Origin of the sequence: Aquimarina sp. I32.4 (genome assembly GCF_002924285.1) — a bacterium.
Taxonomy (GTDB): Bacteria; Bacteroidota; Bacteroidia; order Flavobacteriales; family Flavobacteriaceae; genus Aquimarina.
In genome coordinates, this window is record NZ_PGUB01000043.1 from 1 (window position 1) to 16,096 (window position 16,096).

Annotated in this window: 15 protein-coding genes; 3 read left to right on the top strand and 12 right to left on the bottom strand. The window is 29.9% G+C overall.

All coding sequences use genetic code 11. The features are described from left to right. Positions 1-126: 126 nt before the first annotated feature. Both CVD18_RS11130 and CVD18_RS23145 read left to right on the top strand, forming a co-directional pair. Entirely contained in the window at positions 127-324 is a 198-nt protein-coding gene (locus CVD18_RS11130) for a hypothetical protein (RefSeq protein WP_103865520.1), read from the top strand. Between the two features lie 10 nt (positions 325-334). Further along, positions 335-640: a transposase gene (locus CVD18_RS23145; RefSeq protein ID WP_103865521.1), complete on the top strand. Its 306-nt coding sequence runs from the start codon at positions 335-337 to the stop codon at positions 638-640. A gap of 95 nt (positions 641-735) precedes the next feature. On the opposite strand, the gene CVD18_RS11140 is transcribed toward CVD18_RS23145, so the two are convergent. The 12 genes from CVD18_RS11140 to CVD18_RS11195 form a co-directional block, all read right to left on the bottom strand. Beyond that, complete coding sequence (locus CVD18_RS11140; RefSeq protein WP_103865522.1) at positions 736-1,824, bottom strand: GNAT family N-acetyltransferase; 1,089 nt, start codon at positions 1,822-1,824, stop codon at positions 736-738. 47 nt (positions 1,825-1,871) lie between these two features. Then, positions 1,872-4,115, bottom strand: coding sequence for a NeuD/PglB/VioB family sugar acetyltransferase (locus CVD18_RS11145; RefSeq protein WP_103865523.1), 2,244 nt, complete (start codon positions 4,113-4,115; stop codon positions 1,872-1,874). 78 nt (positions 4,116-4,193) lie between these two features. Continuing rightward, positions 4,194-4,799 (bottom strand): sugar transferase, encoded by a 606-nt coding sequence (locus CVD18_RS11150; protein ID WP_103865524.1) that lies wholly within the window; start codon positions 4,797-4,799, stop codon positions 4,194-4,196. An 84-nt stretch (positions 4,800-4,883) separates the two neighbouring features. Continuing rightward, positions 4,884-5,576 carry an acetyltransferase gene (locus tag CVD18_RS11155; protein WP_103865525.1) on the bottom strand — a complete coding sequence of 231 codons (693 nt, stop codon included), beginning with the start codon at positions 5,574-5,576 and terminating at the stop codon, positions 4,884-4,886. Between the two features lie 169 nt (positions 5,577-5,745). Next, positions 5,746-5,985, bottom strand: a complete 240-nt coding sequence (locus CVD18_RS11160) for an acyl carrier protein (RefSeq protein WP_103865526.1) — start codon at positions 5,983-5,985, stop codon at positions 5,746-5,748. Between the two features lie 3 nt (positions 5,986-5,988). Next, entirely contained in the window at positions 5,989-7,494 is a 1,506-nt protein-coding gene (locus tag CVD18_RS11165; RefSeq protein ID WP_103865527.1) for an AMP-binding protein, read from the bottom strand. 9 nt (positions 7,495-7,503) lie between these two features. After that, entirely contained in the window at positions 7,504-8,595 is a 1,092-nt protein-coding gene (locus tag CVD18_RS11170; RefSeq protein ID WP_103865528.1) for a hypothetical protein, read from the bottom strand. Further along, positions 8,588-9,202 (bottom strand): formyltransferase family protein, encoded by a 615-nt coding sequence (locus tag CVD18_RS11175; protein WP_103865529.1) that lies wholly within the window; start codon positions 9,200-9,202, stop codon positions 8,588-8,590. The genes CVD18_RS11170 and CVD18_RS11175 overlap by 8 nt, the downstream gene beginning before the upstream one ends. Next, entirely contained in the window at positions 9,180-9,794 is a 615-nt protein-coding gene (locus tag CVD18_RS11180) for a sugar transferase (RefSeq protein ID WP_103865530.1), read from the bottom strand. The genes CVD18_RS11175 and CVD18_RS11180 overlap by 23 nt, the downstream gene beginning before the upstream one ends. Positions 9,795-9,813: 19 nt before the next feature. Further along, positions 9,814-11,115: a CoF synthetase gene (locus CVD18_RS11185; protein ID WP_103865531.1), complete on the bottom strand. Its 1,302-nt coding sequence runs from the start codon at positions 11,113-11,115 to the stop codon at positions 9,814-9,816. Between the two features lie 24 nt (positions 11,116-11,139). Beyond that, complete coding sequence (locus tag CVD18_RS11190; protein ID WP_103865532.1) at positions 11,140-12,189, bottom strand: sugar-transfer associated ATP-grasp domain-containing protein; 1,050 nt, start codon at positions 12,187-12,189, stop codon at positions 11,140-11,142. Positions 12,190-12,289: 100 nt separating this feature from the next. After that, entirely contained in the window at positions 12,290-13,441 is a 1,152-nt protein-coding gene (locus tag CVD18_RS11195; RefSeq protein ID WP_103865533.1) for a glycosyltransferase family 4 protein, read from the bottom strand. A 508-nt stretch (positions 13,442-13,949) separates the two neighbouring features. On the opposite strand from CVD18_RS11195, the gene CVD18_RS11200 reads away from it, so the two are divergent. Then, positions 13,950-16,043, top strand: coding sequence for a right-handed parallel beta-helix repeat-containing protein (locus tag CVD18_RS11200; protein ID WP_103865534.1), 2,094 nt, complete (start codon positions 13,950-13,952; stop codon positions 16,041-16,043). The last annotated feature ends 53 nt before the right edge of the window (positions 16,044-16,096 follow it).

Genomic DNA, 16,096 nt, shown 5'->3' on the forward strand with positions numbered 1-16,096 from the left:
ACAAAAAACTGTCCTAGATGTTAACGCTATAAAGAATTACAGAAATATCGAAGCACAATATCAAAAACTAATATCAACGCAATTATAAACTAGAGCCTATCTAATAAAGCCCGTATCATAAAAGACATGTTTGATCTCTGGTATTATAGTCCCGAATTCTCTACCGCGAAAATGGAACAAGACAATCCCTTTAATAACCTTGTAATGGTCGATGATTTATTTGTACCCCTAGATACGCTACCTCTTGACATACAACAAGTCGTGCAACAAGCCAGAAATGAAGGAAAGGATATTACTTTAACTACAAAATATGAAGATCAATAACTATATGTAGTTGATCGGATGCTTACCTACCACAGACGGAGCTAATAATTATAATGATATCAAGGATCATTTAGAAGAGCATAATGCAGTAGTCATAAAAGATAAAAGTAAAACCTCAGAAATACTACCTTGGGGACATATTGCCATTAGTAATGCCAAAAGATTATTATTGGATATACATCATTCTACTGGAATTCATTATTTACAGAGATATCTGGATGAATATTGTTATAAATTCAACAGAAGATACTTTGAATCTATATTCGACAGGACTATCATAGTAGTGGTAGCTAGCAAAAAAATGGAAAATGTGTAAACTATCCGATAGTCATATTGTACAAAGTATAAGGTATTGTCGTTTTTCTTGATGACCCCTTACTAAATATCTTTTTTGATTCTGATCAAAAATAGTTACACTTTTACTCTATAAAAAGGAAAAAAATGATCTTTCAAGTTAATTCTATACACATCTGAATAGCTTGAATCGGAAGACAAACACAGTTCATCATAAATTTTCTCATCGACTATTTTTCTACCTGTATAAAAGATCGCATCTTCATCTTTGGGAAAAAGAGATTTTTTGTGTTTATAAAGACCATCACCGTCTTTCATTCCTCCTCCTAAAACATAATGCTTTATTCCGTTCTCTATAGCCCATTCTATAATTTTCACTCTAAGAAAGTCGTTGGGTCTATAACTAAAATACTCTGCATTAGTACCTCCTAAAAAAGCAAACAAAACATCTTTGTAATTAATTATCAATTCTATTGAAACAGGTATTTCTTCATAGTACGCTATGGCTATCGTAAAATTGTTGAGGTTTGATAATATTAAATTCTCAAAATACATTCCTGAAAAAAAGTAAATACTATCTGCATTATTTCTATTCATAGTATCTACATAGATATCATTAAAAATTTTAATGATATCTATTGTTATTTCTTCTTTATGAAATATTTTGAAAGTTAAATTATGATTTACAGCTTTTCTATAATTATTTCTTACTTTAGGTAAAAAGGCTCTCCATTGATCTTCAAAAGTCCCTAAAAGATTTCCTCTTACATTAGAAAGTGATTTGGTAAGACAACCAGAGTATTGTTTGTGGTTACCATTTAAACTAAAACGAATAAACTCTGCTATTACATTATTATCTTTATACCACTTATCTACGTAGTTCCAAAAATGAGTAATATCTTCTTCTGATACTGTATCACAAAACAATGGTCCACTATACCCATAAGGACTTATCACATCATAATAAGGATAACTTTTATTGTTAAATTTTATTTCTCTAAAAATAAAAGGCATCAATACGATAGCTGTATCATTTTTTTCTAATAAAAAATATTTAATTTTTTCCGTTTCTTTCTCAAAATGTAATAAATGCTCTACAGAATAATATATATTATTATCCCATTTATACTTAAGAAGCCTTTTATATTCTATGGTATCCTGATTATTAGTAAGATTTTTTATTGAGAGTTTGTAGTTTTGTTTCAATTGATTTAAAGTTTGGTTAGGTTATATTAGTTTTTGTGTATTCTATATTAAATGGGACGTTTTTTCAATTCTTTGTTTTTAAAAAAGTATTCTTTAAGTTTTTGAGATAATACTTGAGACAACCATATTATCCTACCACAATGCTCTACATGCCATACTGCTTTACCGTCAAATACATTTCCAGCAAGTAATGGTCCCATAATATGTAAATTTTCACTTGCTTCTAAAGAATCATTTACCTCGAAACCTATCTTTGAATCATTGGGTTTGCAATATCCTTTTTGCATCAAATTTCTCAATAATTCAGGAGTTTCTTTCTTTTCTAAATTTGTACTTCCAATACAATTAATAATGATATGTACTGGCTCTTGATAAATTTTGTTTCCCCCTGTCTCTGTATCCACATATTCTAATTCATATTGACCAGTAGGAGTTTTATTAACTGCACCAAACCTTCCTGTAATATGATTAAAACGATTCTCTTTTTTGAGATCACTTACTGTTTTAGAATAATGAAAGCCAGCACATCGTTGTCTCCTACCTATTTCATTACCATATATGCATGCAAATTTTTTCAATTCTTCTGGAGTTAGTTTATCTAATAAAACTCCAAAAGCACTTGATATGATATCCACGGTAGATGCCGCTCCTAACTTTATTTCATCTGCATAATCTAAATCTTTGAATGTAGCCTCTGCAATGTCTTTTGCTGTTATATTACTTTCTGCAACTAGTGCTTGTAAATTAAATGGGGTATATTTTTTTCTACCTTCTTCATCAATTACAGCATCAGGTAATACTCCTTGGGTAGAAAGAATTGTAAATTTATTTATTTTTGTTTTAATTTCCTCTATATCATTCAATTTATATAATAACTCAAGACCACTTGCATTCGCTCCAACAATTAAAACATTTAGCTTTTTTTCTAATTTATTATTTTCAATAAAGTTATCTATTGTTTTTAAAACTGTATTTAATTCAGGTTTATAAGGATTGTTTATAAATAATAAATTATCTTCTTTTATTAGACTTTCTTTTTTCCAAAGAGGATTAACTGGTAAGGAACCTACAGAGAGAATAATTTTCTCTGATATTATCGTGTTATTATCATTTAATAAGAGCTTATACTTATTCTCTGCCTTTTCTATATCAACAACTTCTTCATTGATATAATCAACCTCAATCAATCCTTTTGCTTTAAAATCCTCTAGTTTATTTTTTACTTTTTCGCTAATATACCATCCAAAAAAACGACGAGGAATAAAAAGATGTTCCCATTCATTATTCTTTATTTTTTCTGTATGCTTATCAATCCAATTTAACGCTAGAGTTCCTCCGTCCTTTTTTAATTCATCTAATAACCAATTTTTATTATTATTCAGCCATTTTACAAATTTGCTGCGTTCTGGTTCTGGTAAAAAGTTTTTTAAAGAAGTGATTAAGTGTACAGAAAAACCTGACCTAGATCCATACGGAATTCCTGAATAAAATTCTTTGTATTTGTCAATAATACTGATATGTATTTTTCTTGTTTCCTGATGTTTGTCTATTGAATCAAGAAAATGTAGTATTGTAAATGATGAGGATATCCCTGAACCTATAAAAGTAAGGTTAAATGAATTATTGGAACTCTCTTCCTTACTACTGTTTGCCTTTGTTTTTATAACTTTTCCTGGGTTACCAACAACGGTTGAATAATCTGGTACATCTTTTAGAACTACTGTTCCCGCTCCTATGGTACACCATTTACCTATTTTTACCTTTGGTATGACAACGGCTCCTACACCAACATGCGACCCCTCTCCTACTTCTACATGCCCACACAGTGCCGCTTTTGGTGAAATATGTGCATAATCCCCTATAATATTATCATGATCTATACTAGCTGCTGTGTTTATAATAACATGTTTACCTATAACTGTATTGGGTTGGATAATTGCTCCTGCAAAGACAACTGTACCTTCTCCTATTTTTGCTGTAGGTGCTATAGTGGTTGATTCGTGAATTGCTGTTTCAAAATCACTTTTAAGAAAATTTGCGATCTCTGCTCTTTGTGAATTTACCCCTACTGCAATAATAACTGGAGGTCCTTGATGTGGGAATTGATCTATGTTTTCTCTAGCTCCAGAAGCGACATTCTTTGATGCATAATGTCGCCCCGAGGGTTTATCATCAAAAGTATGTGTAACTTCGTATCCATTATTTTCCAACACTTCTCTGATTACTTGAGAATGCCCACCCGCTCCATAAATCCTTATTTTTTTGGATTCTTCTTTCTTTAAATTTTTCATTACTATATTTAAGTTGATTTGTTTTTGTGTATTAATCGGTATTTATATTGGGTAGGGTATATCGGTTTATTATATTATTTAGTTATTTCCTTTCCAAGCAGTCATAGTTATATTCTGATCTACATTAATGCCTTCTTTTTTAATTACTTTTTTGATTGTTAATAATAAAATTCTAACGTCTAAGATAAGATTTAGATTCTTTACATACCAAACATCATATTCAAATTTTTGACTCCAAGATATTGTATTTCTACCTTTTACCTGAGCCCATCCTGTTATTCCAGGCCTTACATCATGTCTTCTTCGTTGTTCTTCATTATATAAGGATAAGTATTCAACCAAAAGAGGTCTTGGACCAATTAAACTCATATCACCTTTTAAGACATTAATAAGTTGTAATATTTCATCTAATGAATATTTTCTAATAAATGCTCCTGCTTTGGTTATACGAGATACATTATGCTCATTATTTTTATCTCCAGATTTCAGGTCTGACATTGTTTTGAACTTAATAATTTTAAAAAGTTTACCATTTTTTCCTGGCCTTAATTGAAAGAAAAAAGGTTCTCCTTTATTTACAATTACCAACACTAAAATCAGTGTTAGTATAACTGGTAATAACAATGTGATACCAAAGAATGAAAGCACAAAGTCTAACACTCTTTTTATATAGGGGTTGTACATATATTTTATTTCTAGATTTATAAATAGTATTCTGACTTAAATGTGTTTAATTTTTATTTTGACAATAAGAAGGAATAGTCTGTACTATTCTTTATTTTTATCTACTCCCCATAGACCTGACAAATAACGTTCTCCTTTTTTTACTGTTCTTATTTCTCTTGCAGGAACTCCATAAGCTAATTTATAATCGTCTATGTTATTAACAATAACTGAACCTGCTCCTACAACGCTATACTCTCCAACCATGATTCCTTGAATTATGTTAGCTCCTAATGATATTGCTGTACCTTTTCCTATACATACATTACCACCAATAGTAGCTCCAGGAGCAAGACTAGAAAATTCTTTCATAACACTATCATGACCAAGATTAACCCCTGTATTCAAAATACAAAAATCTCCTACTTGGGCTTCTGCATTAATTGTTACCGAAGCTAATACTACTGTTCCCTCTCCCATCATAACACTCGGGCTAATAACCACTGATGGATGAACTACAGTAATAAACTCAAAATCTGGAGCTATTGATTTTATTTTTAAATACATTTGGTATCGTACCCAATTATTACCAATTGCAATAACTCCTTTTCTTACACCTTGCTTCATCAAGCTAAGGATGTCTTCTTCTTTTCCTAAAACTTCATATCTCAGTAATTTACTTCCTTTTGGCTTGAACGTATCAATAAGACCATGAATCACATAGTTATTATTCAATTCTATGGTTTCTATTATGACCTTGGCATGACCAGAAGCACCAATAATGAGGATTTTTTCCATGTTTATTTCTTACAAATCAATAGTAAGCCTATCTTTTACAAATCAAATGTAGCTTCTAATGATTTTATCTAAATTTTCCTTATTCTCCCTAAAATACTAAAAATCAGCATATTAAACACTAACCAATAGTTATATAATATCTAAATCTATGATAATTCCCTTATATCAATCACAATTCAGATTCTATAGTTTTGACTAAATCTCCTACATTATTCATATTCATGAGATCCATCAATTTAAATTTAATATTAAATATTTTTTCTACCTCAGAAATGATCATCATATGCGTGACAGACTCCCAACCATCAACATCATTGGCTGTGGTTTCATCAGTAAGTTGAAAATTATCATGTTCTAATACCGATACAAAAGCTTCCTTAACTTTTGATAAAATTTCATCTTTGCTCATCTATTATCTATTTGTTTTTATATCAAAATATGTTCTTAATTTTTTTCTGTCGATTTTACCATTCATACTATGCGGGAACTCTTTGATAAATCTCACATGCATAGGGATCATATAATCTGGCATTTTTGTTTTCATATACTCAAATATTTCTTTGGTATCAAACTCTTCTGATTCTATTGCTAGTCCTAATTCTGCATTTCCTAACGAATTTATAATATCAAGTGCTACCATATTCGCTTTTTTATCAGAAGTGTGTTTGGCATGAAATTCAATTTCTGCTAACTCTACTCGATACCCTCTAATTTTGACCTGAAAATCTGCTCTGCCTACATATTGGTAATCTCCTTCTTTATCTTTAAAACACAAATCCCCAGTTTTATAATAACGTTGCTCTATAGTATGTTCTTTTCTAGTAAAAAAGCTTTGGGCATTTCGTTCTTTATTTTTCCAATATCCAGGTGTAACTTGTGGACCACCTAGACACAACTCTCCTGTTACCCCTACAGGAACTTTATTATTACCCTCATCTACAATAAGATATAACGTGTCTTTTTGTGGTGTTCCTATTGAAATTATTCCATTATGAGATTTCTTGTGTGTTTCTTTATGGTATGGATAAAAACCACTATATACTGTAAATTCTGTTGGACCATAGTAATTAAAAATTTTACAGTTTGGTAGACAATTACTCCATTCGTTTGCTATATCACTATGCAATGCTCCCCCTCCAAAACTACAATATCTTACGTCTGGAGCATTAATCTCTGGAAAGTATGGGCGTAAATAGTTAATAATAGAAGGTACCATAGTAAGTACAGTAAGTTTCTGCTCCTTGATAAGTTTGAAAATATAAAAATATTTGATAGCCCCTTTTGGAATGGTATAAACACAAGAAGCTGATAAAAAAGGAAACAAATAAGTAACTACAGAAAAATCGAATGTAAGTTCAAACATTTGCAAGCATCGATCAGTAGGAAGTAAATTAAATTCTGGTTCTGCATCAACTGCATCAACTAATGCTTCTACATTAGAGAAGGTTATAGGAACCCCTTTGGGTTGTCCTGTTGTGCCAGATGTAAATAAAATATAAGCTATTTGATCTTCTGACACCTGTTTAGGCTTCAAATTGATTCTTGTATGCTCTAGTACTAAAGATTTTATAACAACATAATCTTTGTAGTCAGATTCTTTTGAAGAATCTATAATATATTTAGCTTCCGTAAGCTCTAAAATTTTGATATTACGTTCTACAGGAGTAGATGGATTAATTGGCACATACGCCTTACCCTCAAACCATAATGCAATGATAGTGGCATAGGTTTGAATATCATCATTGGTTACCAACCCAATCAATTTCTCTTTATTTTCAATCGTATTGGATATTGCTTTTCTTATTTTGGAGATTTCATTGGCAAAATCCTTATATGTATAAAATATATTATTTATACATAGCGCATTATGATCTGTATGATTCTCTATTGATTGTTGTAGTTTTCTTACAAATTTCATCTCTTTTATTTAATAAAAATGCCCATCTCTGTTTAACATGTTCGAATTTTCAAAATCTAAATTTGTCTCATTATGAGCTAATGCTTTTTTCAGAACTTTATGTGTAAAAATGGTTTTATATCGTTTGGTTATAGTATCAGATAACCTTGTATCATCTGTAAAAATAAATTTAGCTCTTTTATTAATAAAATTTTCTATTAGTGCATCTACACAGAGGTCGTAGTGTTTTTCTTCTTTTACCAAGAAATACTTAATGTTGTATTCATTATAATTAATAACATATGATAAAAAACCAATAATTTGATTATTTGTCATAATTTTTACATTATAGATATAAATATTATCACTCACACCTGTTTGCAATGACCTATATGGGAGTTTACCAACAATTGGTGTCTGTGTATATTGTAGCCCGTTTATTTGCCAGTTTATATATTCTCGTGACTTATATATCAAATCTTTTTCACACAAAGGTTCAATAAATTGCCAAGTTATATCATCAAGGTGATTTATATATTCGTAGGTAAGTTCTCTGGTTCTACTTTTTACTTTTGAGGTATTAATAAATTTTATAATTGCTCCAACTATATGATCGATTCTATTTAAGAAAAACTTAAATGGATTTAGGTATCGAAATCTTGCAGTAAGCATAGAAGCATCTATACTAAAAAAGATCGTATGTCGTAGCCTAGATGTTATTACTGTAAAAGGTTGTTTCTCATAAAAAGTAGTTACGTTCTCTGCAAATGATTTTATCAAAATCTGTTTACCTGTTAAGTTTATAGCTTCATTATATATATAGGTACCTAATATTGTGTCTTTATACTTTTTATCAACCCACCATGATATCATCCAGTAAACTTTTGTTTTTTGTTGATCATTAAGAAGATCTGGAAACAGATAAATAAATGAAATCATCTTATCATTCTCATAACCAATAATTCCACAATAATCCTCTTCTTCTATTCTAGAATTAGATGCCAACCATAGTGCTTTACTTTTAGGTAAAGGATTTAAGCCTCCTTTCCAATAGGTATTTTGTGCAATACCTTCTTTCAGCATTTTTTTGGTAAGTGGTAGTATTTCTATGTTCTCATTCATTGGTATGGGTCTCTTGAAAATGTAATTCTTCTATCAGGCGAATAGTATCTATAATTATTTTTCTTCCTTTTTTTGCAAATTTTGGATACAATGTTTCAAAAGTATCTTTTTTCTTAACCTTTATTGGGGTTTGACACAAAATAACCCCTTCATCTAGCTTATCATCAATTATATGAGTTGTTATTCCAGTAATTCTAACTCCATATTCCAACGCATCTTGAATAGCTGTTTTTGTCCCTAAAAAACTAGGAAAAAGTGATGGGTGTATATTAAGTATCTGGTTAGGAAATGCTGACAACATATCTTGCTTGATTATATATTTATAATTAAGCATAAATACATAATCTATATTTCTATTCTTTAATTCTTCAATTAATTTTACTTGATAACTCTTTAGATTAGGATAATCTTTTTTAAACATTTGTAATGTCTCTATCCCTGTTTCTTTTGCTATCTCTGCTGCTCCACATGGTTCTTCTTCGTAAATAACTAAAGAAATTTTACTTTTTTTAAATTTCTTATTGCTAAAAGCTTCTATAGTATCTCTAGCATTACGCCCCCATCCTGTTACCAATATTGCCCAATCAATTTTTTGTTCTGTACTCATCTAAATCTAAAATTACTGAATTAGGATCCACTACCACGTCCTTAGAGGTTAATACATTTTTAATTGTTCTGATTATAATTTTCAAATCTAATGATGCAGAAATATTATCTACATAATTCACATCCATTGCCAGCCTATCATCCCAATTAAGTATATTTCTCCCAGAAACTTGTGCCAAACCTGTTATTCCAGGTCTAACAGAATGTCTCATTTGCTCTTCTTTACTATAATAAGGTAAATATTTTATAAGTAATGGCCTCGGCCCAATAAAACTCATTTCACCTTTAAGAACATTTATTAATTGTGGTATTTCATCCAACGATGTTTTTCTTACAAATACCCCTACATTTGTTAGTCTATCTTTATCTGGTAATAACTTACCCTTGGTATCTTTTTTATCATTCATTGTCTTGAATTTTATGATACTAAAAATTTTTTCGTTTTCACCTGGTCTTCTCTGAACAAAAAATGGCTTCCCATTATTAGCCATTACTAAAAAAACAGTCAATAGTAAGAAAATAGGAGAGATTAAAAACAACAGACTTAACGCTACACAAAAATCCAAACTTCTTTTGATAAATAATTTATACATAATTTGTACTTTTCACTAATTATGAATTCATCATTTCATTAACCATTACCCTTCTTTTTCCAGATGCAAGTAACGGAATTTCGTCTACATATTCTACTGATATATTGGCATCTTCGCCCAAATACACTTTAAATTCGCTAAGCAACTCTTCTTCATTCATAAACTCCTTTTCTGTGTTTAACTTGAGTTGATATTTTCCTACAGACTTCTGAATAAGTTGACATTGTTTTATCATTGAATATTTATTGACTAGCAAAACTAGATTAATCGTTATAATATCTCCTTTTGTATCATAAATGACATCTATTTTTCTTCCTTCAATAGTCGATAATACTATTTTTGAATCTATAGTGTTCTTTACCCCTATATCCCCAGTATCATATCTAATCATAGGCATACAATAATTAAACAAATCAGTTATTACTATTCTACCTAGTTTACCATTTTCTACAGGAGTATCAGCATCTAATTCTAATACTTCAACAAAATAACTGGCTTCATTAATTCTAAAAAAATCTTTTTCTAACAATTGTTGGGCAATGATACCATTTTCTACATTAGAATATCGAGACACAACCTTAACATTAAAATGCGTGTACATCGCTTGTTTTGTGTAATCATTAAGCCTTTCTGAAATGGCAATTGCCGACCTTAAAGTATTAGCTACTGGTAGTGATTTATTTTTATCTAAATATTTACATATTTCTTCATATGCAGAGGCATACCCCAACCAACTATTTGATGAGTTGCTTTTTGATAATATATTGAGAGTATTCTGAATCTCTCCTTTTTTACTTAGCTCGAAAACATCAACAGGTACAAGGTTCTGAACCCATTGAGTAAATTTTCCTTTTTTTTCAAATGCATTCCATAATCGAAAATAGGTAAGTTTATATCCTAGCTTAAAACCTGCCATTTCTGAGAAAAAAATAGTATCTGCAACACTTCTTATTCTTTTTCTTTTGTCTTGGTATACTTTGAATGGAGTTCCTGTAGATCCACTGGTGCTTACTGTATACTTCGGAAGATTCATATATTTTTTAGACCTAAAATTCTCAAAATTATCTCTAATTATATTTTTATTTATCACAGGGAAATCTTCTATCAAATTACCTGTATTATATTTTTGATAATATTGGGTAGTAGATATTGCATGCTCCAACAAATTTTGTAAATTTCTATTTTTCAGATCAATGCTTTTTTGAGATGTTGGATTCTCAACAATGAACTTAATATCATTATAATGATGGCGTTTTTTTCCTCCAGTTAGTACATCAAGGCACCAAAAAGCTTTATTTCTAACTATTTCAGATATTTTCATAAGTATTATCTCTTCTTCTAACTTTTAAGCTTCTTCCATAATTTCTTTAAACATGGGATGTTTAAGATATCCACCATAAGCAATATCTGGCGTAACAAAAGAATTATTATCATTACCTTCGATAATTACAGGACCATTGTTACTTATAGCAATATCCCAACCTATTATTCGGTCAGGAATAAAACACACTGCTTGTTTTATTAATTCACAAGATTCTTTGAAATACGGGATTTCATAACCTTCAAAAATAATACCTGTATCAGGATGAGCATCTAATTGTTCTCCCCCATATTTCATCAATTGATGGCTTTTTCCTCTTAGTGTTCCTTTATTGATATCTACAGAAACATAAAAACCTCCCAAGCTACCATTATCAATTACACTGCCTCCTCTACCAAACCTCATAAAAGCAGATAAAATATGAATGGTATTCTCTTTATCTAGATAGGTATCAAATCGAATAGTATTTACACTGTGCTTATATATTTTATTGACCCCTTGGTGTTGCTCTATTACTTCTTGATGAATACAATCGTTATTTAATATATAGGATCCATAAGTTTGAATTTCTTTTTCAAGATTTTGCTGAGTTATAAGGTATGCTCCAGTTCCTCCCATCTCGATAATAGATTTGACAAATACTTTTGTTCTTCCTGTGGCTTCAAATAGGTTTTTAAAAAAAACATATAAATCTTCTTTATTATCAACCTGTTGTACATTTGATTGATATAAAAATCTATTTTTCAGGTTATGACTAAGTAAAGAAGGTACTGGCAAATTATTATTTTCCATATAATATGAAAAAGCCAATTTATTTCTTAATAAAGAAGCATATTGAAAATTATGTAAATTCTTGGAGAGTGTTATTTTATCAATTTCTTTACTACTCAGATAGTCCTTGTAATTCTTAACATCTTTTCTATATAAAAATTTACCAAAATAGAAATATGGTAATTCTTGTTTTATCACCCAAAATATAATGGCTTCTTTAAAAATTTGAAAAAATCCTTTTCTATCCTTATCATTAAAAAAAACTGTAAATCTTTTTTTTAGTAAAAGTAATTTTGTTTTCATCTGACTGTACGGGTTGAAGTAACTTAAACTTTTTTCATTTGATTATAAAATCTAATGAAATTGTAGTGTAATCATTTTTATAAATACTTCCATCAATTGGCTAATTAATCAATGATTTATATTCTTTCAAAATTTCTTCCCATACGTACTTGCGTTCATATCTACTGATAATGGACTCTCTTGCATTACTCGCCATTTTCTTTCTTAACTCATCATCATCAATCAATTTCTTTATACTATCATGTAGCATTTTTGCATCCTTTACTGGAATTATAGTACCATTTACTCCTTCTGTTATAATTTCATTACATCCATTAATATCTGTTACAATACTGGCAAGCCCCATAGAAGCAGATTGCATCACCACATTAGGAAACCCTTCTCTATAACTAGGAAATGCTAACATATCTGATATAGCAAAATAAGGTCTTACGTCTTCTTGCCACCCTACCATAATAATATTAGAATTAGTGTCTATTTGCTCTTGTACTTCTGGTAACAAAGGATCTAAATCATTCTCATATGTTCCTACTAAAAGAAGTTTTATATTATCTACAGTCTTATTTATTTTCTCAAAAGCCTGTATTAGCTCATTTATTCCTTTATCTGTAACTAACCGCCCTATAAACACAATTACAATATCACTTGGATCAATCCCTAGACTTTTTGATAACTTCTCATTGTCTTTATCAGTGTATAGTTCTGGATCAAAAAAAGAGGTATCAATCCCATTGGAGCTACCGTTCCCTATAACTTTTAATTTCTTGGAAGATGTATACTTATTTTCCAAAATAATAGTATTAAGACCTGATGAGTTAGGGTAAATTTTGGTTGCACAAGCATAAGTCACTTTCTCTACTGTATCTAGCAATAATCTTTTAGCCCCTTTAGCTTCTAATAATGGTAATCCTGCAATGGTATGTAATCTATGAGGAACCCCTGCCATTCTAGCTGCAATCATCGATAATGTTCCTGCTTTGGGAGTATGGCTATGAACAATCTCTGGTTTTTCTTTTCTAAATATTTTATAAAGTGCATATACAGCTTTTAGATCTTGTATAGGAGTAATTTTGCGAGTCATTTCTACAGGAATAACACGTATCCCTTCATCTTGAGTAACCAGATCTAGTTGTTCTCCTCCTTGACTTGCGATACCAATAACCTTATAATATTGGGACATAAATTTTAATTGTCCCTGTAACAGTTTCCCTAATGATATTGGCACTGTAGTAACCCTAATTATTTTTTGCATTCTCCCTTAACTTAAACTTATAAACTAATAAAACCGCTGTATATCATATTTATAGTATACAAGCCAGAAACCGTTGATGTAAACACTTTAACACATAGAAAAGTGAACTTAATCTCAATTACAAAGATTAAAATAACAAAAACATTAGCTTTATTAAAAATGGTATGAATATGATCTTATTATATAATAAAATACAATAGCTCCATTTTTTTATACTAGTTTAAAATTAACAACGGGGTAAAAAATTGAATTACAAATATAAGTATTAGGTAGTGTTTGAAAACTTTAAAACAAAATTTTATTCATTTTTTTATTTTTGTTAAAAATTGATCTTTTAATAAAGTGACTCTTCTTTACGGTTATTCAACAAAACAAATATGGGTAACCCCACTAAAGACAAGTATTTTGTCTTTTTGAAAAAAAATTAACATTTCAAAATAAATTTCACACAATTTAACATCTAATATTACGTTGTTGGAATAAATAACCTAAAAAAACAATCCCCCAAATGAAAAAATTACCTTACTACCTACTTATTTTCATGAGCTGTATTGCTATAGTATCATGTAGCAAAGAAAATTTTGATGATTCTGCTCCTGAAATAGGAATTGAAAAACCTGATCCCGACCCTGATGGTGAAATAACTCCAGATATCCCACCGAATACAATAACTACTCCTTGTGGTTTTGATCTATCAACAGTTGCTGCTGGTTCTACAATAATTCTTAATTGTCTTCTTGACCTCAATGGAGAAACGATAACACTACCTGAAAATGTTAATTTCGATTTTGAAGGAGGTGATATTGTAAACGGTAAACTAATCTTTAATGGCGGTGTTATTTCTGGAGAATTATTAAGTTCAAAACTCGAAATAGAAGGAAATGTTCAGCTTGAAGAACCTACATTTAAGTTTTATGCTTCTAGATGGGATATTGTAGAAGGAAAAGTACCACAAGATGTGGCTGAAAAAAATAGGTTAGCTCTACAACATACTATTGATCTTATCAAACCTTTAACTACTTCTTTTGATAGAACACTATTTAATATCAACAAACTAAATGCATATTTTCATGGACCAGACAAATGGGCTTATGGAATGAAATTACCTTCTGATTTTAATTTACTCATGACAGATAATACTCATTTAAGAGCTTTCCCATCTCCTTCTGACTATTCTATTATACTTATTATGATATTAAATTCTGAAAATGTTACTGTTAAAGGTGGATTCTTACATGGAGAAAGAGATGAACACCCTGGCCCTTTTAATATTTCTGGAAATTTAATGGTAGTCAAAACAGGAATTAATATTGTTATTGAAAATATTTATATGGGATACGCTGGTTCTGATGGATTAGATATTGAAAGTTATAGAAATGCCTATGATCCAGAATATGTACCAACCAGAAAAGTACTTGTCAAAAATTGCATCTTTGATTCGAATAGAAGAAATAATATGGCAATTACTGATGGTATTGATATTACAGTTGATACTTGTACATTTAAGAATGCAGGTATTGACACTCCAAACTCCAAAGGTACAGCTCCTCGATATTCTATTGATATAGAACCTGATGTACAAGATTATAATAGACCATTACAGCTTGTAAAAACTGTTAAAATATTAAATTGTACTGAAACAGGTAGTATTGGTGGTGCTTTGGTTGTAGCTGCAGGAGATGATATTCTAGTTTCTGGAAATACTTTTGAAAAACGTACAGCTGTTAATACTGCATTTAATGTTAAAATAAAAGATAACAAATCTCTTGGAGGTGTTATTGCTGGCATCGATGGAGTTACTGGAGTGAGAAATATTGAAGTTTCTGGAAATACCATTGTAAATAGTACTCCAGGAATTCGAGCCACAAATCAAGCTGTTCAAATATTAAACAATAAGATTATCAATTGTGGAGTAGGAATCCAATTGTATAATATCAAAAACTCTACAGTTAGTGGAAATACAATAACAAGTACGGGTATAGATGGTGATGGTATTAATGGACTTATAACCGTTGATAATGTAATGATTGAAAACAATACTATTGATGTAGATGATAGACCATTTCTTTTTACAGATGTTAATAGTGGTACTGAAACTTTTACTTTTAAAAACAATAATTTTAAATCTGCTCAATTTGGTATTATCCAAGGAACCAAAGGAATTCGCTTTATTGGCAATACATATAATAATGGAATTAGATTAGACAATTCTATTAATATTGAGATAAAAGACAGAAATACCTTTAACCTATCAGGGTTTCCTATAGAAATTAATGGAAATGATACTGACCATATTTTAATTACAAATAATATTATTAACACTACACAAGAGAGAGAGAAAGCAATATTAGGAAGAGGGACTGTTTCTACTAATAAAAACATTAAAATTACAAATAATACCTTTAATTTTTCAATGATTGATATTGAAGGCCATAATGGAATATCAATAAATGATAACATAGTTAGCTCTTGGGATAATAATTATTCATTTATCCGTTACAGAGGTCAAAATTCTACATTTTCTAATAATAAAGATAATAATAATGTATTGGTTAATATTTCAGATGCTCAAGGAAGTAGTAGTAGCACAGTAACACAATAGAATTAATTTATTGTCAGGGTGTCAGTTTAAATTAAAAAGAGGTTTAATTTTGT

Coding starts and splice junctions, on each gene's coding strand:
- CVD18_RS11185 (WP_103865531.1), bottom strand. CDS start 11,115: ATGAAAATATCTGAAATAGTTAGAAATAAAGCTTTTTGGTGCCTTGAT.
- CVD18_RS11170 (WP_103865528.1), bottom strand. CDS start 8,595: ATGAATGAGAACATAGAAATACTACCACTTACCAAAAAAATGCTGAAA.
- CVD18_RS11150 (WP_103865524.1), bottom strand. CDS start 4,799: ATGTACAACCCCTATATAAAAAGAGTGTTAGACTTTGTGCTTTCATTC.
- CVD18_RS11145 (WP_103865523.1), bottom strand. CDS start 4,115: ATGAAAAATTTAAAGAAAGAAGAATCCAAAAAAATAAGGATTTATGGA.
- CVD18_RS11130 (WP_103865520.1), top strand. CDS start 127: ATGTTTGATCTCTGGTATTATAGTCCCGAATTCTCTACCGCGAAAATG.
- CVD18_RS11195 (WP_103865533.1), bottom strand. CDS start 13,441: ATGCAAAAAATAATTAGGGTTACTACAGTGCCAATATCATTAGGGAAA.
- CVD18_RS11165 (WP_103865527.1), bottom strand. CDS start 7,494: ATGAAATTTGTAAGAAAACTACAACAATCAATAGAGAATCATACAGAT.
- CVD18_RS11200 (WP_103865534.1), top strand. CDS start 13,950: ATGAAAAAATTACCTTACTACCTACTTATTTTCATGAGCTGTATTGCT.
- CVD18_RS11175 (WP_103865529.1), bottom strand. CDS start 9,202: ATGAGTACAGAACAAAAAATTGATTGGGCAATATTGGTAACAGGATGG.
- CVD18_RS11190 (WP_103865532.1), bottom strand. CDS start 12,189: ATGAAAACAAAATTACTTTTACTAAAAAAAAGATTTACAGTTTTTTTT.
- CVD18_RS11160 (WP_103865526.1), bottom strand. CDS start 5,985: ATGAGCAAAGATGAAATTTTATCAAAAGTTAAGGAAGCTTTTGTATCG.
- CVD18_RS11155 (WP_103865525.1), bottom strand. CDS start 5,576: ATGGAAAAAATCCTCATTATTGGTGCTTCTGGTCATGCCAAGGTCATA.
- CVD18_RS11180 (WP_103865530.1), bottom strand. CDS start 9,794: ATGTATAAATTATTTATCAAAAGAAGTTTGGATTTTTGTGTAGCGTTA.